General features: G+C 35.8%; 19 protein-coding genes. 15 read left to right on the top strand and 4 right to left on the bottom strand.

From position 1 onward, the window contains the following. Positions 1 to 570, bottom strand: coding sequence for an RNA polymerase sigma factor (locus tag ODR02_RS07115; protein WP_228421627.1), 570 nt, complete (start codon positions 568 to 570; stop codon positions 1 to 3). A gap of 129 nt (positions 571 to 699) precedes the next feature. Here ODR02_RS07115 and msrB point away from each other — a divergent pair, with 129 nt between their 5' ends. From msrB to ODR02_RS07075, 8 genes are all read left to right on the top strand, one after another. Next, on the top strand, positions 700 to 1,179 hold the full coding sequence (gene msrB, locus ODR02_RS07110) for a peptide-methionine (R)-S-oxide reductase MsrB (RefSeq protein WP_245169872.1): 480 nt from the start codon (positions 700 to 702) through the stop codon (positions 1,177 to 1,179). Between the two features lie 114 nt (positions 1,180 to 1,293). Beyond that, entirely contained in the window at positions 1,294 to 1,863 is a 570-nt protein-coding gene (locus ODR02_RS07105) for a fasciclin domain-containing protein (RefSeq protein ID WP_209784364.1), read from the top strand. A 79-nt stretch (positions 1,864 to 1,942) separates the two neighbouring features. Further along, positions 1,943 to 2,653: a ferritin-like domain-containing protein gene (locus ODR02_RS07100; protein WP_209784363.1), complete on the top strand. Its 711-nt coding sequence runs from the start codon at positions 1,943 to 1,945 to the stop codon at positions 2,651 to 2,653. A gap of 25 nt (positions 2,654 to 2,678) precedes the next feature. Further along, positions 2,679 to 3,494, top strand: a complete 816-nt coding sequence (locus ODR02_RS07095) for a ferritin-like domain-containing protein (RefSeq protein ID WP_209784362.1) — start codon at positions 2,679 to 2,681, stop codon at positions 3,492 to 3,494. 404 nt (positions 3,495 to 3,898) lie between these two features. Further along, positions 3,899 to 7,813 carry a response regulator gene (locus tag ODR02_RS07090; RefSeq protein WP_309511963.1) on the top strand — a complete coding sequence of 1,305 codons (3,915 nt, stop codon included), beginning with the start codon at positions 3,899 to 3,901 and terminating at the stop codon, positions 7,811 to 7,813. Between the two features lie 12 nt (positions 7,814 to 7,825). Next, positions 7,826 to 8,182 carry a response regulator transcription factor gene (locus ODR02_RS07085; protein WP_209784360.1) on the top strand — a complete coding sequence of 119 codons (357 nt, stop codon included), beginning with the start codon at positions 7,826 to 7,828 and terminating at the stop codon, positions 8,180 to 8,182. A 9-nt stretch (positions 8,183 to 8,191) separates the two neighbouring features. Beyond that, complete coding sequence (locus tag ODR02_RS07080; RefSeq protein WP_309511962.1) at positions 8,192 to 9,259, top strand: HEAT repeat domain-containing protein; 1,068 nt, start codon at positions 8,192 to 8,194, stop codon at positions 9,257 to 9,259. Further along, positions 9,253 to 12,690 (top strand): sulfatase-like hydrolase/transferase, encoded by a 3,438-nt coding sequence (locus ODR02_RS07075; protein WP_309511961.1) that lies wholly within the window; start codon positions 9,253 to 9,255, stop codon positions 12,688 to 12,690. The genes ODR02_RS07080 and ODR02_RS07075 overlap by 7 nt, the downstream gene beginning before the upstream one ends. On the opposite strand, the gene ODR02_RS07070 is transcribed toward ODR02_RS07075, so the two are convergent. Beyond that, positions 12,687 to 13,922 (bottom strand): YaiO family outer membrane beta-barrel protein, encoded by a 1,236-nt coding sequence (locus tag ODR02_RS07070; protein ID WP_309511960.1) that lies wholly within the window; start codon positions 13,920 to 13,922, stop codon positions 12,687 to 12,689. The genes ODR02_RS07075 and ODR02_RS07070 overlap by 4 nt on opposite strands. A gap of 191 nt (positions 13,923 to 14,113) precedes the next feature. On the opposite strand from ODR02_RS07070, the gene xth reads away from it, so the two are divergent. Next, positions 14,114 to 14,893, top strand: a complete 780-nt coding sequence (xth, locus tag ODR02_RS07065; protein WP_309511959.1) for an exodeoxyribonuclease III — start codon at positions 14,114 to 14,116, stop codon at positions 14,891 to 14,893. Between the two features lie 71 nt (positions 14,894 to 14,964). On the opposite strand, the gene ODR02_RS07060 is transcribed toward xth, so the two are convergent. Continuing rightward, on the bottom strand, positions 14,965 to 15,753 hold the full coding sequence (locus ODR02_RS07060) for an XRE family transcriptional regulator (RefSeq protein WP_309511958.1): 789 nt from the start codon (positions 15,751 to 15,753) through the stop codon (positions 14,965 to 14,967). A gap of 449 nt (positions 15,754 to 16,202) precedes the next feature. Here ODR02_RS07060 and ODR02_RS07055 point away from each other — a divergent pair, with 449 nt between their 5' ends. The 5 genes from ODR02_RS07055 to ODR02_RS07035 all read left to right on the top strand — a co-directional run bounded on the left by ODR02_RS07055 (position 16,203) and on the right by ODR02_RS07035 (position 22,107). Next, complete coding sequence (locus tag ODR02_RS07055; RefSeq protein WP_002979306.1) at positions 16,203 to 16,487, top strand: bacteriocin-like protein; 285 nt, start codon at positions 16,203 to 16,205, stop codon at positions 16,485 to 16,487. Between the two features lie 189 nt (positions 16,488 to 16,676). Further along, positions 16,677 to 19,061: a TonB-dependent receptor gene (locus ODR02_RS07050; RefSeq protein WP_309511957.1), complete on the top strand. Its 2,385-nt coding sequence runs from the start codon at positions 16,677 to 16,679 to the stop codon at positions 19,059 to 19,061. Between the two features lie 180 nt (positions 19,062 to 19,241). Next, positions 19,242 to 20,234 carry a phosphotransferase gene (locus ODR02_RS07045; protein ID WP_309511956.1) on the top strand — a complete coding sequence of 331 codons (993 nt, stop codon included), beginning with the start codon at positions 19,242 to 19,244 and terminating at the stop codon, positions 20,232 to 20,234. 49 nt (positions 20,235 to 20,283) lie between these two features. After that, a complete protein-coding gene (locus tag ODR02_RS07040) occupies positions 20,284 to 21,033 on the top strand; it encodes a DUF2625 domain-containing protein (RefSeq protein ID WP_309511955.1) in 750 nt (249 codons plus the stop codon). A 120-nt stretch (positions 21,034 to 21,153) separates the two neighbouring features. Beyond that, positions 21,154 to 22,107, top strand: a complete 954-nt coding sequence (locus tag ODR02_RS07035) for a DUF6624 domain-containing protein (RefSeq protein ID WP_309511954.1) — start codon at positions 21,154 to 21,156, stop codon at positions 22,105 to 22,107. A 328-nt stretch (positions 22,108 to 22,435) separates the two neighbouring features. Here ODR02_RS07035 and ODR02_RS07030 read toward each other — a convergent pair whose 3' ends face one another. Beyond that, entirely contained in the window at positions 22,436 to 23,029 is a 594-nt protein-coding gene (locus tag ODR02_RS07030) for a hypothetical protein (protein ID WP_309511953.1), read from the bottom strand. Between the two features lie 142 nt (positions 23,030 to 23,171). On the opposite strand from ODR02_RS07030, the gene ODR02_RS07025 reads away from it, so the two are divergent. Further along, on the top strand, positions 23,172 to 23,567 hold the full coding sequence (locus ODR02_RS07025) for a VOC family protein (RefSeq protein ID WP_209784350.1): 396 nt from the start codon (positions 23,172 to 23,174) through the stop codon (positions 23,565 to 23,567). Positions 23,568 to 23,633 lie beyond the last annotated feature (66 nt).

Raw genomic sequence — 23,633 nt, 5'->3', positions numbered from 1 at the left:
TTATTGATAATCTTTTAGCAAATCTTTTAATTTCATCAATGCATTCCGCATTTTCGTTTTTACCGTTCCCAGCGGTATCTTCAGTTTTTCGGATATTTCATGTTGGGTATATCCCTGATAATACGCAAGATCAATAAGCTCCTGCTTGTCTGTTTCCAAACCTTCAAGTACGTTATTAAATCCAATATAATCGGAAGAATTATTCGTTGTTGAAAGCTCTGCAGTATTATATACGAAATCCGGAAGTGATTGGTTTTTAAGTTCGTTCTGGAATGCTTTTGATTTTAAATAATCGATAGCAGTATTCCTGGCAATATTGATCATCCAGGTATAAAACCTTCCTTTTGAAGCATCATATTGATGAATAGAGTTCCAAATTTTAACAAAAACATCCTGTATAATTTCTTCAGTATATTCTTTAGACTGAACAATTCGAAGAATAATTCCGTACAGCGCACCAGAATAGTGGTCATACAGATAATGAAAACCATTTTCGTTTTTTTCTTTTAGTAAAACGATAAGTTCCTCTTCAGAATAGGTTGTTTTAATAGTATTTATTTTTCTATCCAAATGTAATAAAATAAAACATATTCCCAAAAAAATCTATCTCAACTTTTATATCGTACATGATTTTAAGAAAATAATTAAAAAATAGTAAATATGAAAACGTTAGCTTCAAAAACAATATTCACTTGTTGCATGGCACTATTTTTCGGAACCTGTAATGCACAAAGTACACTTTTTAAAAATAAAAATCCTTATTACTCCCACACTGCAGAAAATGTACTGAAAGTAAGCAATAGTGAATGGAAAAAGATTTTAAAACCTGAACTCTATCAGGTCGCAAGGGAAGGAGATACAGAAACTGCTTTTACCGGTAAATATTATGAATTTGATGAAAAGGGAACCTATTATTGTGCTGTCTGTGGAAACCCTCTTTTCATTTCAACTTCCAAATTTGCCACTACTTGCGGCTGGCCTTCCTTTTATCAACCTATCCGTAAAAACAGTGTTAAATACAGAAAAGATACTTCTTATCATATGGAACGTACAGAAGTATTATGTGGAAGATGTGATTCTCATTTGGGACATGTCTTCGATGATGGTCCAAAACCTACAGGAAAACGGTTTTGTATGAATTCTATCTGTCTTGAATTTGTTCCAGGTAAAAATAATTAACTGAAAATCAATCAATTGTAATTTATTTTATTTTTTTTCAATCTAAAATAAAACCAACCTCGTAAATGACATTAAAGACACATATTAAATATAATTAATAAAAAAATCAACACAATGAACACACAGTCAAAAATCACAGTTTTAGCAATGGTAGCTTTATCATTTGCTTTCAGCGGAAAGGTAACTGCACAAACGATGAAAGAAAAAACAGTAATGGTGGGAGGAGCTCCAATGTATCCATCCAAAAATATTATTGAAAATGCTATTAACTCTAAAGATCACAAAACCCTTGTTGCAGCAGTAAAAGCTGCAGGCTTGGTAGAAACATTACAGGGAGCAGGTCCTTTTACTGTATTGGCACCTACAGATGCTGCCTTTGCAAAACTTCCGAAAGGAACAGTAGAAAGTCTTGTAAAACCTGAGAACAAAGCAACACTTACGAGCATCCTTACTTATCACGTTCTACCAGGAAGATACAGTGCAAAAGAAATCTGGGCTGCTGTAAAAGCAGGAAATGGAAAAAGCATGATGAAAACTGTACAGGGAGAGGATCTTACATTCTGGACCAAAGGAAAAGACCTTTACATTAAAGATGCAAAAGGAAACAGTGCCAAAGTGACTATTGCTGATGTGAACCAATCTAACGGAGTAATTCATGTAATAGATACGGTTTTAATGCCATAACAATTTCTAAGATTTCAAACAGCATATTGGAATATGCTGTTTTTATTTCTTTTATATCTAACACTAAAAAATTAATAGTATGAAAAAGACAATTCAGGTTTCTAATCAGGGTGCTACCCTTGATACCAGCAGAAGAAACTTTTTAAAATTAAGTGGAGTGGGATTGGCTGTTGCAGGCCTTACCTTAATAGGTTGTGATGACAGTGATGACTTTATGATTATAGAAGAATCCAAGTATGATCTTGGAACAGGAGATGTAGGCGTATTGAACTATGCCTATGCACTGGAACAGCTTGAAGCAGATTTTTATACAAAAGTGGTCAACAATTTTTATACCGGAATTTCCAGTATTGAAAAACAGGTCTTTACTGATCTCTACCATCATGAGGTCATCCATCGAGATTTTTTCAAAGCAGCCATTAGCGGAGCTACAGATCATGTGCTTCCAAAACTTGAATTCCAGTATCCAAATGTGAATTTTAATGACAGAAATTCGGTACTGGCTACTGCAAAAGCATTAGAAGATACCGGTGTGGCAGCGTATAATGGTGCCGGAAAATATATTTCCAATCCTGCTTATCTTGTCATTGCCGGAAAAATAGTTTCGGTGGAAGCCAGACATGCTTCTGCCATCAGAAATTTAATCAATCCGGGATCTGCAGATTTTTCAGGAGATGATGTGATAGATGCCAACGGTCTTGACCTTGCCAAAGAACCCAAAGACATAGTAATGGCCGCAGGAGCATTTATCAAAACACCTTTTACCTGGAAAGAAAGAGGTATCAACTAATCATTCATCTTAAAAAACTTACATTATGAATATTCTTAGATTACTGGATAAGCTTTCACATGATAAATTTTTTACCACAGAAGCTTCAAGATTAGAAACCCTTACGAATATATCCTTATTCGGAAAAAAAGCCGCTACAGCAGCCGTTCCTCTTGGATTAGGCACATTGATGGCTACTTCTGCCAAAGCAGAAACTACAAAACCCGTTTTAACGGGTACTGCTTTAAAAAGCACATTGACAGATGCTTTACAACTGGCATTGGTACTGGAATACCTGGAAAATGAGTATTACAGCATAGGACTGTCAACACCAGGACTAATCCCCAATGCAGACAGAACTGTTTTCATGCAGATTTCAAAACATGAATCCGCCCATGTAAGCTTTCTGAAAAGCACGCTGACTTCTTTAGGGACAACCCCGGGGAATAAACCTACTTTTGATTTTACGGCCGGCGGAAACTTTATGCCTTTTACAGATTATAACCAGTTTCTTATCCTTGCGCAAGCCTTTGAAGATACCGGAGTAAGAGCGTATAAAGGGCAGGCAGGAAACGTAATGTCCAATAAAGTAGTGCTTCAGGCAGCCTTACAGATTCATTCCGTGGAAGCCAGACATGCTTCACAGGTAAGAAGAATGAGAGCCAATAAAGGATGGATTGAGCTTGCTGATGGAGGAAGTATGCCTTCAGCTACTAATCCTGTTTATGCCGGAGAAGACAATACCAATCAGGCAGGCTACAACACAGCAACTCTGTTTGGCGCTGCAGCAGGTTCTGCAGCTTATGATGAAATTTTAAGTGGCAGCGATGCACAGGCTATTGCTTCACTCTTTATAGTTTAGTTGTGATTTGGATGATGATAAGTGGTGAGTCCATTTCCTGAAAATACGGAAATGGACTTTTATAAACATCAATCGTCAGGCCTTAAGAAAACACATTATGAACTACTTATATCATCCCGGTTCATTCATTAAGTACCCTATTTTACAGAGGGTACTTTTTATTTTCATAATGCTCATTAATTCCATATAAGCACAGGATTCTTATAAACTATTTTAAAATAAATATACATATAGCTTTATTAACAAATTTACCACAATAGAATACAAAATTATTTCGTACTTTGGTTTACTTATTAAAATAATAATTTAAAGTGCTGAAAAATATTTAAAATATAAACTTTAAGGCCTTGATTATCATTTTTTAATAATCAAAAAAGAATAGTCTCTAATTGTTGATATAATATATGAAGAAGTATCCAATTCCTGCGAATGAAGAAGGTCGAATAAAAAAACTGGAGTATTTTAATCTTTTAAACCTTGAAAAAGATCCCCAGTTAGACATTTTTGCAGAAACAGCATGCCTTGTGACAGACTGCCCTGCAGCCCTTATTGCTATGATGGAAAGCGAAACCCAAACCATCCAGAGCTGTGTGGGGCTTGCCCTGGATTTTGTAGACAGGAAAAATACTGTATGTCAATATTCTATCGCTAGTGGTGACGTTGTAATTATTAATGATACATTATTGGATGAAAGATCTTCCGATAATCCTCTTATTCTGGCAGGGGGAATCCGGTTTTATGCAGGAGTTCCTTTGATTGATGATGAAGGATTTGTATTAGGAACATTATGTGTTATTGATTATAAACCTAAAACAATCACAGACGATCAGATTTCGACCCTGAAAAAAATAGGAGAGGCCATTACAAAAGTCCTGATGGGAAAAAGGAAAAACATCCAGGCTGAATATTTTCAACAAACTTTTACCATTTCGAATAACCTGATCTGTGTTCTGGATAAAAACTTTCTTCTGAAAGAGAGCAATCCGGCTTTTGAAAAAACCTTTCAAATGGATAAAAGTCAGATTCTCGATCAGAATTTCCTGGACCTGATAGGGAATCATAATTCTCAACTCCAATTACTTTCCAAAAACCTTCCCAATACGGATGAAGAAGTAACATTTACTACTTCAACAAAAATAGATGATACTCAAACCATCATTATTGAATGGTCTTTAAAACTCAATCACAACCATTCAGAGATTTTTTGTTTCGGAATCAATATTACCCAACGTATCGAAGAAAAACTCAAACTGGAAAGCTCCGAGCGCCGTTTCAGAAGCTTCTTCGAAAACGCCATAGGTTTGATGAGTATGCATGATATGGAAGGAAATATCATTGCTGTCAACGAAAAAGGAAGAGAATCCTTGCAATATTCTGCTGAAGAGGTAGAAAGGCTGAATTTAAAAGACCTTGTTCCTAAAAAAAACTGGCCTCTTCTAGAGCAATATCTCGAGCGGATTAACAAAAACCAGGAAGATTTCGGAACCATGATTCTGAAAGCAAAAGGAGGTGAAGAAATGATCTGGATGTATCACAATCTTGTGGAGATCAATAAAGAAGGAAACCCTTATGTGGTCAGCACCGCACTGAATGTTACTGAAAGAGTGACTTTGGAAAAAGATCTGGTGCATACGAAAAAGATGCTGGAACAGACCAGTGCTGTTGCCCAGGTGGGAGGATGGGAAGTAAATCTGAAAAACAATACCGTCACTTGGTCACAATCTACCAGAGAAATACATAAAATAGATAAGGATTTTCAGCCTAATTTTGACAATGCTCTGGGTTTCTATACTGAAAAAAGCAGGGAAAGACTGCAATTCTTATTCGAAAAGACTGTAAAAGAAGGCATTCCCTACGATGAAGAATTACAGCTTGTACAAAATGACGGGGTAATGATCTGGGTAAGGGTAAAAGGTATACCTGAAATTGAAGATGGAGTATGCACCAGAGTCTACGGAATCATTCAGAATATTGATACCTTCAAAAAAGTTTATCTTGAACTGGCCAAGAAAGAGGCTATGCTACAGTCTTTTGTAAAATATGTACCTTCTACAGTAGCCATGTTCGACAAAGATCTTAATTATGTTTCTGTAAGCAGAAGCTGGAAAGATGAATTTCAGATGAACGACATCAGGCTTATTGGTGAAAATATGTTTAAAATTTCTCCCAATGTACCTGATGAAAGACTAAAAATATATCAGGAAGCACTGGCAGGAAAGGCCTACAAGAATGAAGACATGGCAATAGAAGTTCCGGGTAAAGGAATTATTCAGCATTACAGCGTAGAGGTTACGCCATGGTATCTTTCCAATAATGTTATCGGGGGAATTATTGTTTCTGCCCAAAATATTACAGCATCTGTAAAGATCAACAGAGAACTGAAAAATGCTAAGAAAATGGCAGATATTGCCAGCAAAGCAAAATCTGAATTCTTAGCTAACATGAGCCATGAAATCCGAACTCCACTGAATGGGGTTATTGGTTTTTCCGACCTTCTTTTAAAAACGCCTTTGAATGATATACAGACCCAATATCTCAATTATATCAATGAATCAGGAGAGAATTTATTGAATATCATCAACGATATACTTGATTTTTCCAAGGTAGAATCCGGAAAAATGGACCTTATTATTGATAAGTCTAATATTTATGACATGGTAAGCCAGGTAATCAATGTTATCCTTTACCAGTCGCAGAAAAAGAATATAGAATTACTGTTAAATATAGAACAGGGACTTCCTGAAACAATCTGGCTTGATGAATCAAGACTGAAGCAAATTTTGATCAACCTCCTTGGAAATGCAGTAAAATTTACAACACAGGGAGAAATAGAACTTAAAGTAGAAAAACTGAATCTGGACAGCCAAAATATCAAACTCAGGTTTTCCGTAAGAGATACCGGAATTGGGATTCCTAAGGAAAAACAACAGCATATTTTCAATGCCTTTACCCAGGAAAACAGCTCTATCAGCAAACAGTATGGAGGAACAGGTCTTGGATTAACAATTTCCAATAATATCCTGAACTACATGGGAAGCAAGCTGTCATTGGTAAGCGAACTTCAGAAAGGTTCCGTTTTCTATTTTGACATCGAAGTTCCTTATGAAATGTCTGATCACCGTGAGGATGATGACCTGAAAATAAGCAAGGTACTTATTGTAGATGATAATGAAGCCAACAGGATTATTATCCAGCATATGCTTGCCTATAAAAATGTGGATTCAAAACTTGCGGCCAATGGAATGGAAGCGCTTCAGATACTGCTTGCCGGAGAGCGTTTTGATGTCATTCTGATGGATTATCACATGCCGATTATTTCCGGGCTGGAAACCATAGAAAAAATCAAGGAACTGTTTAATACACAAAATGAATCTTCTCCTCTGATTATCCTTCACACGTCTTCTGAAGAACATGATGTCATTAATTCTTTCCGCCAGGAAAGCAATTCATACTTCCTGCTGAAGCCTATCAAATCCGAAGAACTTTACAAAACCTTGAGAAGGGCGGTAAAAAATACTGAAAAAGAGATCACCAGCAGTTCACAGCCGGAAATAGAAACCTCAATACTGATGCAATCGCCGGAGGTTTTATTGGTGGATGACAACCCGGTGAATATGGTGCTGAATAATAAAATGATGCGTTCATTAATCCCTGATGCACAGCTTACAGAAGCTACAGACGGCCTTCAGGCATTTCAGCTTTGTAAAGAAAAAACATTCAATATTATTTTAATGGATGTTCAGATGCCGGTAATGGATGGGATTGAAGCGACAAAACAAATCCGATTATTGCCGGAGTATCACAACATTCCGATTATTGGAGTAACCGCAGGAAATGTACTGGGCGAGAAAGAAAAATGTCTGGATTCCGGAATGAATGACTTCCTTCCTAAACCTTTAAGACAGGCAGATTTGCTGGAAATGCTAAAAAAGTACATCCTTAATGAAAACCCTATCAATATCCCATCTGAAGATTCGGCCAATAAACCAAATTATCTTGATATCAATGTCCTGAACGAACAAATAGGTGATGACGACGAGGATTTCAGAAAAATTTTCCTGAACCTTGTAGTAGATCAACTTACCCAGGCTGAAGAAAATATCAAAAAAAGCACAGCAGAAAAAGACAGTGCCAATATGAAATTGATTCTTCACAAGCTGAAAGGAACAGCAGGAACAGCAGGATTGGTAAGACTTACAGAACGTAGCGCCCACTGGGAAAGCCAAACAGAAGCCAACATGGATTTTGCTTCCATGGAAAAAGAAATGATCCGGGAAATAACAACAGGATTACAATTAATAAAAAATCTAATACAATAAAAAACTAAAATTATGCTGATTCTAATCGCCGAAGACGACGAACTGATTCTAAAAACGATTGAACATAAATTATTAAAAGAAGGGCATGAAGTGATCCTAACCCGCAACGGAAAAGACGCTATTGAAACTTTGAAAACCAAGGATATAGACCTGGCTATCACAGATATCATGATGCCGTTTGCCTCCGGAATTGAAATACTTTCAGCCATTAAAACCATGGGTAAGCAGATCCCGGTGATTATGCTTTCCAGTATGGGGCAGGAAGAAGTGGTACTGAATGCTTTTGACCTGGGAGCAGCCGATTTCATCATAAAGCCATTCAGTCCCAATGAATTGATATTAAGAATAAAAAGATTTTCTTCAAAATAAACTACAGCCATGTTTCTCACCACTTCTGTGCATTTTCTCTTTCTTGTTTTTCTGGGAATGCTATCATTAGTACTCTTACTGATCATAGCGGTACTGATCTACAGCTTTTATCAGTACAGAGAATCTCTTCAGGCTTTCAGATGGTCTGAAGTGATCAATAAAAAAATCTCAGAAGTGATTGTATATAGTGAAGAGGAAATACCAGCAAACAGTAACTTTTCAGCAGCTTCCGGCAATGCCTCATTCAGAAATTTATTCCTTCAGAGACTGGCAGAATCCGAGAAGAAATTTTCCGGAGCAGCCCAGAATAAACTCAAAGACTTATTTCAGGAATACAGCCTTCAGGAAGAAGCATTGAAAAAACTGAATCAAAAGAAAGAACATATCATTGCAGGAGGAATACAGGAGCTTACGGCTATGCAAGTAGAAGAAGCCTTACCTAAAATTTCTACATTTTTAACCCATCCTTCAGCTCAGGTATATCAGGAAGCTCAATATGCGATGGTGAATTTTAAGGGATTTGAAGGTCTTCATTTCCTGAACAGCATTTCATCAAAAATTTCGGAATGGCAACAGCTTCGTTTGCTGATTTCAATTACCAATATTCCTGAAAACTCCGGAGAAAGTATTAAAATCTGGATGGAAAGTTCTAATGACTCCGTAGTTATTTTCACCCTTAAACTATTAAGAAAATTTCAGGTATTATCTCTCTATTCTACCGTAACTGATGTATTGGATCATCCTTCTGTTGATGTACGGGTACAGGCAGTTCAGACTTTATTATCGCTGGAAAATTCATTTACCATTGGAGATCTTATGGAAGTGTATCCGCAACAGCCGATTGAAGTACAGAAAGAAATCCTTAAAGTCATGAAAAAGTCAAAAGACCAGTGCTGTACAGATTTTCTGAAGGATCAATTATTGAACACGCCTGATTCGGGAATAAAAGTGTATGCTGCAGAAGCTTTATGTGCTTTGGAAAAACAGGAATACCTGACAGAACTATCCCAAAAGGAAAACTATTCTGAAGAATTAATTCAAATCATTAAATACGCATTGCAGGAAAAAGTATGTTAGAATTCTCACACATCATCTATGAAGTTGTTATTTGGGTGTTTCTGATTTATGGAACAGCAGTAACCCTTATCTATGGCTGGATAGGAATTTATGCGCTGGGTGCCGTATTGCGTTATAAAAAAGAAAATACATTTACAGATTACAGCATTATTGCGGCAAATCCAAACGCTCCTGTATTCAGTGTTATTGCTCCGGCCTATAATGAAGGAATGACCATTGTGGAAAATGTACGTTCCCTGTTATCCCTTTACTATCATAATCTGGAAATCATTATTGTTAATGACGGAAGTAAGGACGATTCCATTCAAAAGCTAATTGAAGCTTACGAACTTGAGTCTGTAGCTTATTTCATTCAGGGAAAAATAGAAACCAATGCGGTAAGAGGCGTTTATAAAAGTAAAAATCCGGCCTTTAAAAAACTGATTGTGGTTGATAAAGAAAACGGAGGAAAAGCAGATGCTTTAAATGTTGGAGTGAATATTTCTTCCGGCGAATATCTGGTCTGCATTGATGTTGACTGTATTCTGGAGCAGGATTCTATTTTAAAACTTGCAAAGCCCATGCTGGAGCAGACTGATAAAAAGTTCATTGCATGCGGCGGAGTGATTCGTCTGGCCAACAATTGTGTCATTGAAAACGGAAAAGTAGTCAGTGTCAACATGCCGAAAACTCTTCTGGGAAGAACTCAGGCATTGGAATATATACGGGCTTTTGTTCTCGGACGTATGGCATGGTCCCGCGCATCAGGGTTAATCCTGATCTCTGGTGCTTTTGGAGTATTTGACAGAAAAATTGTACTGGCATGCGGTGGTTATGATAAAAACACCGTAGGAGAGGATATGGAGCTGGTGGTAAGAATGAGAAAATACATGGAGGAAAAGAATGAGCCTTACGAAGTGCTTACCATTCCGGATCCTTTATGCTGGACGGAAGTTCCCGAATCCAAAGATATTCTTAAAAAACAGAGAAACAGATGGATGCGAGGAACCATGGAAACCTTGTGGAAACACAGAAAACTCATGTTCAATCCGAAGTATAAAAAACTGGGAATGATCAGTCTTCCTTACTGGTTCTTCTTTGAATTTCTGGGACCACTTATCGAATTTTCGGGCTATATTATCTTCATTATCTTTTTATTGTTGGGAATTATCAACTGGCCTTTCTTTATCGTTCTGTTTGCTCTCGTCATATCAATGGGATTTCTCTATTCCATCTATGCGATATTAGTGGATCTCGTAAGCCATCAGGTCTATACCAAAAGAAAAGATTTCCTTAGATTGATTTTCACCGCTTTTTCCGAACCTTTTTATTTCCATCCTATTGTAGTAAAAGCAGGAGTAAACGGATTTATAGATTATTTCAAAAAATCCCATGGCTGGGGCGAAATGACGAGACAAGGTTTCAATCAGAGTACACAGCACTTACCTCTAAAAGAAAGAATATATGCTATCCTTCAGGCAGGGCTGAAAAAATGGGGAATGCTGGCGCTGGTTTTCTTTGTTTTATTTTTAATAGGAGTTGCCGCAGAATCATTGTGGTACAAATATACTTTTCCAAAATTTGAAACATCTGCCATTATTGGTAATCTTTTCGTAGAAAATATTTTATTTGCGTTTAAACTGACATTCTGTATTGGAGTCGTATATCTGATCATTAATTTTATCAAAGAAGGCTGGGCAAGGACTTTGGGAATGATAACGTTGCTTATTGTAGCAGTTACCCAATATATCTTATTCCTGTATTTTTCTGAAAGCCGTAATGTATTGGGGGCAGATCTCTTATACTACAGCAAAGAAGAGATGAAGCAGATTTTGCAGGCAAGCGGAATGCTCAACTTCAAAAACTTTGCATTACTGGGAATTTTAATAATAGCTTCTCTTGTTCCTTTATGGATTGCAGGCAAAACAGCTTTAAAATCAATCTATCCCGGATTGGTATTATTAATTTTCGGGCTGGCGGCATTTTTCATTCCATCCAATATAGCAGGATCTAAGATTTTAGGTTCTGAGAGTGAATTTAATCAAAATGCAGCAAAAAGTAAATGGGCTTATTTCTTTAAATCCAATGAAGACAATTTCATCAGCGACCACCCGGAACTGACTGAATTACTGAGCGAAAATGAAGATTTTGCAGCCAACGCAGAAATGATTGATAAAAACTTTCCGTTCTGGAGAAAAGAAAATACACAGGATTTCTTAGGGCCTTATCTTAACAAGTCCGAGAAGATTCCTAATCTTGTTTTCCTTATTATGGAAGGTTTTGGACATGCCTATACCTCTCCAAAAGGGTATATCGGGAATTTTACCCCTTATCTTGATTCTTTATCAGGTAAAGGATTATTCTGGGAAAACAGCTTAAGCTCAGCAGGAAGAACATTCGGAGCATTGCCATCACTGACAGGGTCACTTCCTTTCGGAAAGAACGGCTTCCTTGAAATAGAGAAAACACCGGAGAATTTCAATCTTTATAATATCCTTAAAGCCAACGGATTTGAAACTGGATTTTATTACGGAGGTCACGCATCCTTTGACCGTTACCGTGAATTTCTGGAATATAGCGGGGTAGATCATATCGTAGACGAAGCTTCATTCAGCAGTCCTTACCGTAAACTTCCCGCCAACAACGGAGAAAGCTGGGGATATGAGGATCAGGCTGTCTTAGATAAAGTGCAGCAGCAACAGAAACCACAGAATCAGCCGTATTTCAATATGATACTTACGCTTTCAACCCATAATCCTTTTTTAATCAACAATAAAAATTATTATGAAAAGCTTTACAACCAAAGGCTTAATTCAGGGATTTTAACTGCTGAACAGAAAAAATGGGCAGCCGCTCACAAAGATCAGCTCATTTCAGTATTGAATGCAGATGATGCCATTAAAGGCTTCTTTGAAAAATACAGCAAACGACCGGACTTCAAAAACACAATTTTTGTGATCACGGGAGATCACAGTATGCCTGAAATTACATTACAATCTAAAATTGACAGGTTCCACGTACCCTTATTAATCTATTCTCCACTATTAAAAGAATCAAAACGTTTTCACAAAACAGTCAGTCATTTTGATATTGCACCTTCTATTTTGGCGTATTACAGAAATAATTATAAAATCAGTACTCCTTCTACAGTAACATGGGTAGGAAGAGGCTTTTCTGAAGATTCTGAGATAAGCAAAACCGGAATTCCTATGATGCAGAGTAAAAACCAACTGATCGACTTTGTATCTGAAAAGTATTACATCCATGACGGACAACTTTTCACACTGAAAAATATGGAAGAGGGCGCGGACAATGATGCGGCAGCCATGAATAAGATCAATGGCAGATTCAATCAATACAAAAGTATGAATGCCAAGTTTTATTCTACGAAAAAGCTGATGCCGGATTCGGTAATGGTCAATTTTAAGAAAAAAACGAAATCAAGATTTTAAAACTTTCGGGTATAGCCTAAAGTAAGATCAAACTGATTTCCTTTCTCACCCGGACGGAATTCCTGATTATAGTACATCGTTCCCACAGAAAAAAGATTGACGGAGCGGTAAGAAAAATTATATTCAGCTCCTACTTTAAAGGTTTTAAGCTTAAAGGTCTCGTTTTCCAGAAGGTTATTACGGTACTCTTCAGGGCTTATACCTGTTCCGATCTGAAAAGCAAAATAGTCCTGGGCTCCTTTTGTATAATATCGTACCGTTCCTGTATAAGAGTGTGAAATATTCTTGCTGTCAGGAGTAATATAAGTGCGCAGATTGAACCAGAAATTTTTATAATATTTACCTACAGCAGCAGTAAACATCCAGATACTGTTGCTGAAATAAAGCTGACGATAGCCCAGTTCTGCCTCAAAACTATGAGGAAGATTGGCATTTAAAGAAACTCCCGTGCGGTATTTCGGAAACAGACCAACATCATCAGAATATCCTCCGCCAACGTACAGATAAAACATTTTGGAAAGTCTCGGATAGGCTTCCAGCTCAATCTGTGTGCCGCCCTGTGCAAACTTATTGGCATAATTACCCCGAAGGATCACAGAACCAATCGGCGTAATTCTCTTATAGCTTACCCCCACGATGTGCCAGTCATCATCAAACTGTTTGTCAAAATGGGAATAATTATAAACAATTCCTACCGCATTTTTAGAAGAAAGATCATTTATCCTTACCGCAAGAGCTCTTGCCTCAGTATTTTTAGGATTGATGGATAAAAGAGTTTTTACAGCTTTGTCGGCTTCCTCATAATTATCCATGCCAAAATATACTTTTGCCTTCAGCAGCAGTAATGCTTCAGATTTTGAATGGTACGAAAGTCCTTTATCTATAATTTCAATAGCTTTTGTATTCTGATCATTCCAGTATTCCAATGATGCATAGGCAAGAAAATAATCTTCATCCTGAACCTCTCTTTTTCCAAGATCTTCAAACACAGCTCTTGCTGCAGCCAGGTCTTTGTTCCAGGTATATAACCTTCCCAGAAAAACTGAAATATCTGTATAATTGGGTGCTTTTTCCAATGCTTCTTTGGCGAGTGCTATAGATGTAGTATAATCTTTCTGTTCAAAAGCAGTGGTACGGGCTTTAACAAACAATTCATCAGCAGATAAATTTTGCTGGCCATACATTGTGATTGGAAAAAGTAATGCTAATAAAAAGGTCGGGTATCTTTTCATCGAAATTTATTATTAATGAGCTACATCTGGTATCACAAATATATTGAACTTTTATTTCTCAAACCAGAGATTATTCATTAAAACTTATTTTTTTGAGATTATTATTCCATAAAATATCAAATAATAGATATTTATGATGGAATAATTATTGTCGTAATTAAAAAGAATTGATTTTCTAAAAAACCTTCATCATGAAAATAGCAACCTATAATGTGAACGGAATCAATGGCCGTCTTCCTGTTTTACTGAAATGGCTGAAAGAAACGTCTCCGGATATTGTCTGCCTTCAGGAATTAAAAGCCCCACAGGAACGCTTTCCATTACAGGATATCAATAACGCAGGATATCAGGCCATATGGAACGGACAAAAAAGCTGGAACGGAGTAGCCATACTGGCAAGAAACAGAGAAATAACTGAAGTACAAAGATCTTTACCCGGTGATACAGATGATGTTCAGAGCCGTTATATAGAAGCTATTATTGATCAAATGGTAATCTGCTGCCTGTATCTTCCCAATGGAAATCCTTATCCGGGGCCCAAATTTGATTATAAATTATCCTGGATTAAGCGTTTTAAAAGACGAACCAACCAGCTCATTAAAATGGAACTTCCCGCCATACTGATCGGTGATTTCAATATTATACCGGAACCTATGGATGTTTATAAACCTGAACGTTGGGAAAATGATGCGCTATACAGGACAGAAGTAAGAAAAGCATTTAAGGACCTTCAGAAAAAAGGCTGGCTTGATTCTATACGAAGTCTTTATCCTGATGAGAGAATTTATACCTTCTGGGATTATTTGTATAAAGCTTACGACCGTAATGCGGGAATAAGGCTTGATCATATTTTATTAAGTCCTTATCTACAACCCAGACTGGCATCCGGTGGAGCAGACAGCCATGTAAGGGGTTGGGAAAAAAGCAGTGATCATGCTCCCGTTTGGATTGAACTATCGGATCATCTGTAATGACAGAAGTTCATATACAATATACTCCCGCGAAAAATCAGGAGTATATTATATAATAAATATTTTATAGATTAAGACTGCTTACGGCGACGGCCAGAAACCTTTTTATCAAGATCCCTGATATCCTGTCTCAGCTCACGGAACATCTCTTTAAAATTATAGCTTTCATAATCACCCGGCTCAAAATCTTCTGGGAAAATCCCCGAAGCGTACTGCCAGATTTCCATTACTTCTTCAAAAGGAATATCGTAAGGTTCATAAAATGAATTGTCAGCACTTACACTGATTGCCGTTTCTTTTCTTTCTTTAAACCTTTTGTAGGTAATCCCGTCATTTAAGGTAACAAAAACATAGGTTTTACCTTCCTTAAGCTCATTAATTCCTTCTACATATTTTCCTACAATATAAGATCCGTTTCTGAACGGAGGCATAGAATCACCATCCGCAGGAAAAGCTCTGTATTTTCCATTGGTAAGGAAAGGAAGAGCAATACGCTGAAGACTTTCAATGTATTCTATATCGCTATAGCCTTCCAGATATCCCATTGAGGCTTTCTGCGGGATAATTTCTATCGTATCATTTCCATGCGTATCTACTGCAACCGGAAGAACAATTCTGTTATCAGGAAGTTTCAGCATCTCATCCATAGGATGCTTCTCAATATCTACAGAAAGCATAAGGTCAATACTTACATGAAAATATTTGGAAATTTTTACCAGAAGCTCGATAGGAGGTTCGGATATTCCATTTTCATATTTTGAATACCGAACTCTTGAAATCAACAATTCGTCGGCTACATTTTGTTGAGAGAGCTTTCTTCTGGCTCTTAAAAAGCGTATATTATTTGAAAAAACTGACATTGATAAAAGTATGTCAGCAAAAATACAAAATTTGACCTCTTTTATCAACGAATGAAACAGGTTTTCCCCTACATTCTACAGAATTTTATTCAACCTGTATCCATTTTTCCTGAAATAGGGCAGCCTGAACCGTAAAATACTCAATATTCATCACTGTAATAAGCCTTTTTTAAGCCAATACAAAAGCTCTTATCAGTATTGAATAATAATCATAAATAATCAGTATTTAATACAAAACCAATAACTCTACATTTCATAAATTGAGTTATTAGTTTTAACATTTAGTAAATCAATCACATATAAGTGAAAATATTATTTTCATTAAAACACACTTATATTAATGAAATATTAAATAATAAAAACATATAATTAATTTATTGAAAATAATTTGCAATAGTATTATTATTATTCATATATTCGTGATGTAATAATCATATAAAATTATAGTTATGAAAAACTTAAAAAAATTGGACAGAAACGAATTAAAAGCTATTTCAGGTAACGGATTACTAGATCCAATCGGCGGACTTCTAGGTGGACTAGGAGGTGTAGTTGGTGGAGTAGTAGGCGGTGTAGGTACTATCGTTGGTGGCGTAGTTACTGGCGTAGGATCTACAGTAGGTGGAGTAGTTGGCGGTGTAAGCACTGTTGTAACTAACGCGTTATGCCAAACACAATGTGTAGTAAACGGTGTTATCCACATCAAATTACTTGAGTGTGGTTCAACTTGCTAGTCAAAAAGCATTGAATTAAAAAGATTATACCGCTCTGAAAAGAGCGGTTTTTTTAGGTCTCTGAAAAAATAATTCAGGGATTTAACCCTTTAGCTTTATAAGGAAAAATTTAATAATTTCAATAAAGCAACATTGTTGCATTAAATAATTTAATTTTCTAGCTTTGCCGGATCATTAAAGTATATGCACATGAAAAGGACCGTCTATTTTTTGGTGGGAAGCTCACTTATGTATTCACCATCTATTCTGAAATCTCAGAAAATTACTCCTGAGAAAAAAATGGTAAAGGATATAGAATCTGTCAGGGTACAGGGAAAAACAAATTATAACTCTGCAAATATTTCAAGAAAAAAACTGGATTTTATTCAGTCTAATACACTGGGTGAAACATTGAGTAAAATTCCCGGAATTCAAAATTCAGGATATGGGCCCAACTCCGGAGCTCCCGTTATCAGAAGCCTTAGCGGAAACCGTGTCAAAATATTGGAAAACGGAACTGCAGTTAATGATCTTTCCGGAATAAGTCCTGATTTTAATACGGATATAGAAATGAACAATGTTCAGAATATCACGATTTACAAAAACTCTGCATCGGTTTTATATGGAGGAAAAGCTATTGGAGGCGCCATAGATATTGAAACAGATTATATTGCCAGACAGCTGCCGGATAAAAAGATAAACTTTCGCGGGCTTTTGGAAGGAGGAAGCAATAGTGGGCAGAAACAGGCCTTTTCAGCTAAAGGTACTATTGCCAAAAACTGGGTTTGGACGGTAGGAGCATCCAATCAGAAGCAGGAAATGGTCAGTATTCCGGGAAAATCAAAAGACAGCAGATGTTATGACCCAAATCTGGTAGGTTTCAACAGTATTTTACAATCACTTTGCCAGATAGATGTGGATTCAAGACGCGTACTTAACAAAAGTCTTTTCCCTTACATCAGCCAGTTTGCCAAAGATCATATGATAGAATATGAACTGTCGGAAGATGATCTTTACACCTTCAGTTCCACGTATTATAATCCTGCTGACGGTAAACATTATCCCAACCCAAAGAATGATCTTTATGTTCCTGGTCAGGATGCTGTGAAAGACCGTTACAGAAGTGAAGTAAACGGAATCAGGGATTATGTGGAAACAAAAGACGGAATCATTCCCAATAGTCATTCAGAAAGTAATTCATTCTATTTAGGAACCAGTTATATAGGAAAATCTTTTTATGCAGGAGGAGCCTATCAGAATTCTTACTCTTATTTTGGAGTTCCGGGATATGCAATCCCTAAAATCCCCAAACATACTCATGGAAAACCATCGCAAAAAATAGAATATCTTCCGATCAACATCAGAAGTTTATCCCATAAAGCCATGTTTGAATCAGGTTACCGATTTACAAATTCTCCGATTTCAAGCATAAAACTGAATTATATGAGTGTATTCTCAAAAAATGCAGAACTTCTTGATCGTTACCGCGCCAATCAGTTTGCTGTAAATCAACACAATGGACGCATGGAAATTGCACAGCAGAAATTAAAATTTCTTACGGGAACCACTGGCGTTGACATTCAATACAGAGAAATGGAAGGAAATGGTGGTCAGAGATATTTACCTAATAATATAAGCCGTGAAATTGGACTCTTTACCATGCAGCATCTTGATTTTAATAGTATTCAGATAGATCTTGGATACAGAAATGATCATGTACAACGCAGGGCGGAAGCAGATCAAAAATATGTCAGAAGCCGCGGACTTTCCGGTGGAAAACTCAGCGACAGAGACTTTACCCTTCATCAATTCCATAGTTCCGCTCAATGGAATATCTTTAAAAAAGGATATCTGAAAGTACAATACAATCACTCAGAAAGAGCACCGGAAGTGAATGAGCTTTATTCAGGAAATAATCATTTTGCTATTCTGACAGAGGAAAATGGTGATGACAGACTGGATAAGGAAACGGCAAACACCATTGAAATCGGGACTGGAGTTAACCTGAAGAACCTTCGGATATCTGCCAGTTGGTATAATACTTCTTATAAGAATTATATTTACCTTGCCCACACCGGAATTTCGAGAGAAGTTTTTCTGGTAAAAGAATGGCGCTCCGATGATACAGAAATCAACGGAATTGAAGCTGAAGCCGCTTATAAAGCCGATCTCGGAAAATTAGGAAAGTGGGAGATAGGCGGATATTATGACTTGGTAAGGAATATAAGCGTTGCCGACAGTTCCATAAGAAAATGGAGTGATGGCGATTATATGCCCAATATGCCTACCAGCCGTTTTGGATTCAATCTGGAAGGAACTCTGAAGAACTTCAGCCTGAATCTAAGCTTAGATCATTATTTACAACAAAAATATTTAGGAAAGAATATTAATCCGGAGCTTCCTATGCCTGCATTTTCATTATTGAATGCCCGTTTAGCCTATAAAGACAACAGTTTAGGCTTTGGGGAACTGGAATATTATATTATTGGAAATAATCTTCTGAACACTGAGGCCCGACTTCAGAATTCTCAGTTAAAATTTCTAAGTCCGCTGCCCGGAATTAATATTTCAGCCGGTGTGAAGATCACAATATAAATCACTTTTATTTCTGCAGTTATTATTCATTAATAGCTGCAGATTTTTTTATGTTATCTATTCAAAATCAGCTCTAAAGCCATTGTACTTTAGAACTTTATGGTTTTCCTCATTTTTATATATAAATAACTGTGTTATATTTGTGTAAACTAAGAATAAACCTCTACGAACAAGAATTAAATGCCAGAGAAATTTCCGACAATAAACAGCACACTTTCACCTCATAGACTTGGTCAACTTATTCAAGAAAAATATGGACTAACCGACAAAACAAAATGCAATATATTTCGGCTTGCTATGAACCATTTATACATCGTTCATGATGGTGAAAACAAATACGTTTTTAGAGTGTACACTCATCATTGGCGAACTCCATTAGAAATTGAAGAAGAATTAAGGCTTCTCAATCATCTGAAAGAAGCAAACCGACAAATTGCTTTTCCTATAGCTGATCAATCAAACCAATTTATCCAAGAAATTGAAGCTCCGGAAGGGACAAGATTTGGTGTTCTATTTTCATATGCTAAAGGTATAAAGACAGCAAAATTTTCCTCCGAAACAAGTTTTCTGATTGGACAAGCATTAGCTAAAATTCATCAATCAACAGAAAATGTCGAACTGATGAGAATGTCTTACAATACTCAAAACCTACTCAAAAATCCTGTTCTAAGAACAAAAGAATTCTATAGTAAAAATACCAGCGAAATTGAATTTTTGGAAAATCTATCTGATTTTTTAACGCTGAAAATGGAAAATGCAGACAAACAGCACATGAGATATGGAGCAGTTCATCTTGACGTTTGGTTTGACAATTTGCACATTGATGATGAAAAAGAAGTAACCTTTTTTGACTTTGATTTTTGTGGCAACGGCTATTTATGCTTTGATATTTCTTATTTTTTATTTCAGTTATTTACAACCCATCTGAACGAAGAGGAGTATCATACAAAATCAGACAGTTTCCTGAGAGGTTATGAGACTGTAACTAAAATTACTCCTGAAGAAAAAAAGTTTTTGTCTTTCGCATGCCTGGCCATCATGAACTATTATATAAGTGTTCAGTGTGACAGATTTGAATATTGGACCAATATTTTCCTCAATGAAGATCATTTAAAAAGAATGGTGGGCAATTTAAAACGATGGATTGCTTATCATAAAATTGAGATTAAATAATCACAGGAAGCGGTATCTATTTTATTTTAATTTTATAAAATCATACAACATGATAAGATGTTTGACAATTATTATATTATCCTTTTTTTCATTAACAACTTATGGACAAACAAAAATGCGCTCTATTGAGGAATTAATAAACGATAAAGATCCGGGTTGGACTCTTGTAAAAGAATGGATAGACTCCGCAAAAAATAAAGTGGAAATATTGCCCGTGGATACAAACAGAGCAAAGGATGCCTTATATAAAAGTCAAGTTACAACCAGATCTCCAATGGGTTCCATTGTATATATGACAGGAGGACTTCTGGTTGATAGTGGATGGATAAGGATTCTTGGCTCAGGCAGTGATAAATTAAACAGGTCTTTGCCAGAATGGAATAAAGGAAAAACATTTCAGGATTATGGGCAGCCAATACCATATCTTTTAATTGCTGATGATGCAATAGGCGGCATTTTTATTCTTAATGGTGGCGGACTGGGCAGCGATTTAGGAAAAGTTTATTATTTGGCACCCGATAATTTGGAATATGAACCTCTTGATATTACCTACACTGAATTTTTGAATTTTTGCTTTAATAAAAATCTTGATGAATTTTACAAAGAATACAGATGGTCCAATTGGAAAAAAGATGTAGTGAAACTTAAAGGAGATCAGGTATTTAGTTTTTTTCCTTACCTATGGATGGAACAAGGTAAGGATATCAATAAAGTATCAAAAAAGGAAATTCCAATTGAAGAAAATTACAAGTTAATTCTTGAATTTAGAAATCAGCTTGGATTTGATACAGAGAAATAAATGATAGAATGCTTAGCATGAAAAATTATTTGTGATTTCTTAACAAACTCATCATCAAAATAAATTTTATCTTAGCAGCATAATAACCATCTAAAATTCAACAGTTAAATACAGAAAAAAATGAGGAACACTATTTATACTTTCTTACTATTATTTTTATTCACAAGCATTAATGCTCAGGAATATTCAAAATTAATAAGTGAAGCTAATAAATTATATGAAACAAAAGATTATAAAATGTCTGCAGATTTATATGATAAAGCATTTAAAATTGAAAGCGAAAATCCAAGTCACTTATATAATGGCGCATGTTCATCTTCTTTAGCAGGAGATACAAAAAAAGCATTTAAATGGTTGAACTTATCAATAGAAAAAGGTTGGACCAATCTAAAGCATTTAAACTCTGATACTGATTTAGAAAATTTACATTCAAAAAAAGAGTGGGGGAAAACAATTGAAAAGTTAGAAAAAAAATTAGCTTTAATAGAAGCAAATTATGACAAACCATTGCAGGCTGAATTATTGGCAATTCATGAAGAAGACCAAAAATATAGAGTGCAAATGAATGAAACTCAGAAAAAATTCGGTCCCAATTCTAAAGAAATGAATGATCTTTGGAGAATAACCAATCAGAAAGACTCAATTAACCTATTAAAAGTAAAAAAAATCCTGGATGAAAAAGGTTGGGTTGGCAAAGACAAAGTAGGCGCGCAAGCTAATAGTGCATTATTCCTGGTTATTCAGCATTCAGATTTGGAAACGCAAAAAAAATATTTGCCCATGATGAAAGATGCAGTAAAAAAAGGAAATGCAAGTCCAGGTTCTTTAGCATTGTTAATTGACAGAATAGAAATTCGGGAAGGTAGAAAACAAATATATGGAAGCCAGATAGGAATCATTCAGAGTAATAATACTTTCTATGTTTCACCTTTAATTGATCCTGACAATGTAGATAAAAGAAGAACAGAAGTTGGTTTAGGTCCAATCTCTGACTATCTTAAAAATTGGAATTTAGTTTGGGACGTTGAAAAGTATAAAAAAGAATTACCCGAATTAGAAAAATTAAATAAATAGAAAAACGTCTGCTCACAGCAGTTTGCAAAAATGGCGGATTAAGGCTTAATCGAAAGATTCCTTAATCCGCCATTTATTTTGTAGGCTGTAAAAACGTAAGAGATTAATTGAGACACTAACAACTTTTCCGGATCTAAGGAAATGATTTTGAGCAATAATGATAGTCATAGATAATCTGAAAGCTGTTGAGTACAACATGGGATAAATAATGAAATCTGACATGTTCTGTGAATTTTGAGAAACTCAAATAATATACAATTTAACATAATATAAATTATAGGATTTTTATTATCCAACTGAAATAGAGTAATAACCTCCTCAGAATCCCTTATTTTGAATATTTCCCATCCAAATATTCTGTAACGATTTCTAAAAACTCTTCTTGGGTCATAAAACGATCCAGAAACTCTTCCAGGTTTCCTTCATTCTCAATTTCCTGAAAATACATTTCATGATCTGTACTGTACACCGTTGGATTATTTTGGTTAGGATCTGTTGTGCAGACAAAAAAATGATCAGGATATCCGTAAGAATAAAATATACAGATAAAATCCATCTCTTTGCCTTGTACGATTTTTTTTACTTCGTATTCCTCTACAAGTCCGCCCAACTCTTCATAATCCTCGGAGTTTTCTTTAAATGGCGTGAAAATCCAATCTTTGAAAAAATATTGACCGTACGGCAATTCATGATCAGAAAAATAATGTTCCAGCAAGTTCTTATAAAAACTTTTCTGATCTTCTATATACAAATCTTTGTACTGTTCATAATACTGATCTATCCCATAAACATCCCAATCTTTATCATATAGATAATGGCTGAAGCTGAGACTTTGCCAGTTTTCAGTAAAACTTTTATCTGCATGTAAGCCCTCTGTATTTCCTCCTAACTGCTTAAGTTTATTTGCAATATTTTTATTCATGAGTTATAATTCACTAATATATTATGTTAAATTGAAACGATTCCAAAGTCTCTATAGTTCTTAAAAATACAAAATCTTGCCACATGACAGTTTTTATTCCATAAAAACAAAATACCTTTATCCTAACCAAAATATCACGCATATGAAACCTAAAATGATCTGGGCCAATCTGGCAGTAGCCAACCTTGAACGCACCCAAAAATTCTACACTGAGCTGGGATTCAAACCCAATAATCCACACACCTCCAATGAACTGGTAAGCTTTTTTATGGCTGGAAATGAATTCATTATTCACTTTTTCTTAAAAAATGTTATAGAAAACAACCTGAAAAGTATGAAATTCGGAGATCCCCAAAGCTCCAATGAAATTATATTCACCCTTTCTGCAGACAATAAAAACCAAGTGGATGAATGGGCTGAAGAAGTAAGAAATGCTGGTGGAACCATTGTTTCAGAACCTGAAAGTTTTGGAGAAAACTATTATGGTTTTGTATTTGCAGATCCGGATGGACATAAGTTCAATGTATTTTTCATGTAGAATTTCAAAATATTTTTCCCTATATTTGGCATTCAACAGATCATTATGAACCGCTCGAACTGTCTG

Origin of the sequence: Chryseobacterium sp. CFS2, assembly GCF_036543225.1 — a bacterium.
Lineage (GTDB): Bacteria > Bacteroidota > Bacteroidia > Flavobacteriales > Weeksellaceae > Chryseobacterium > Chryseobacterium culicis_A.
Note: the sequence above shows the minus strand (reverse complement) of the source record. Positions and strands in the feature narration are given on the sequence as shown.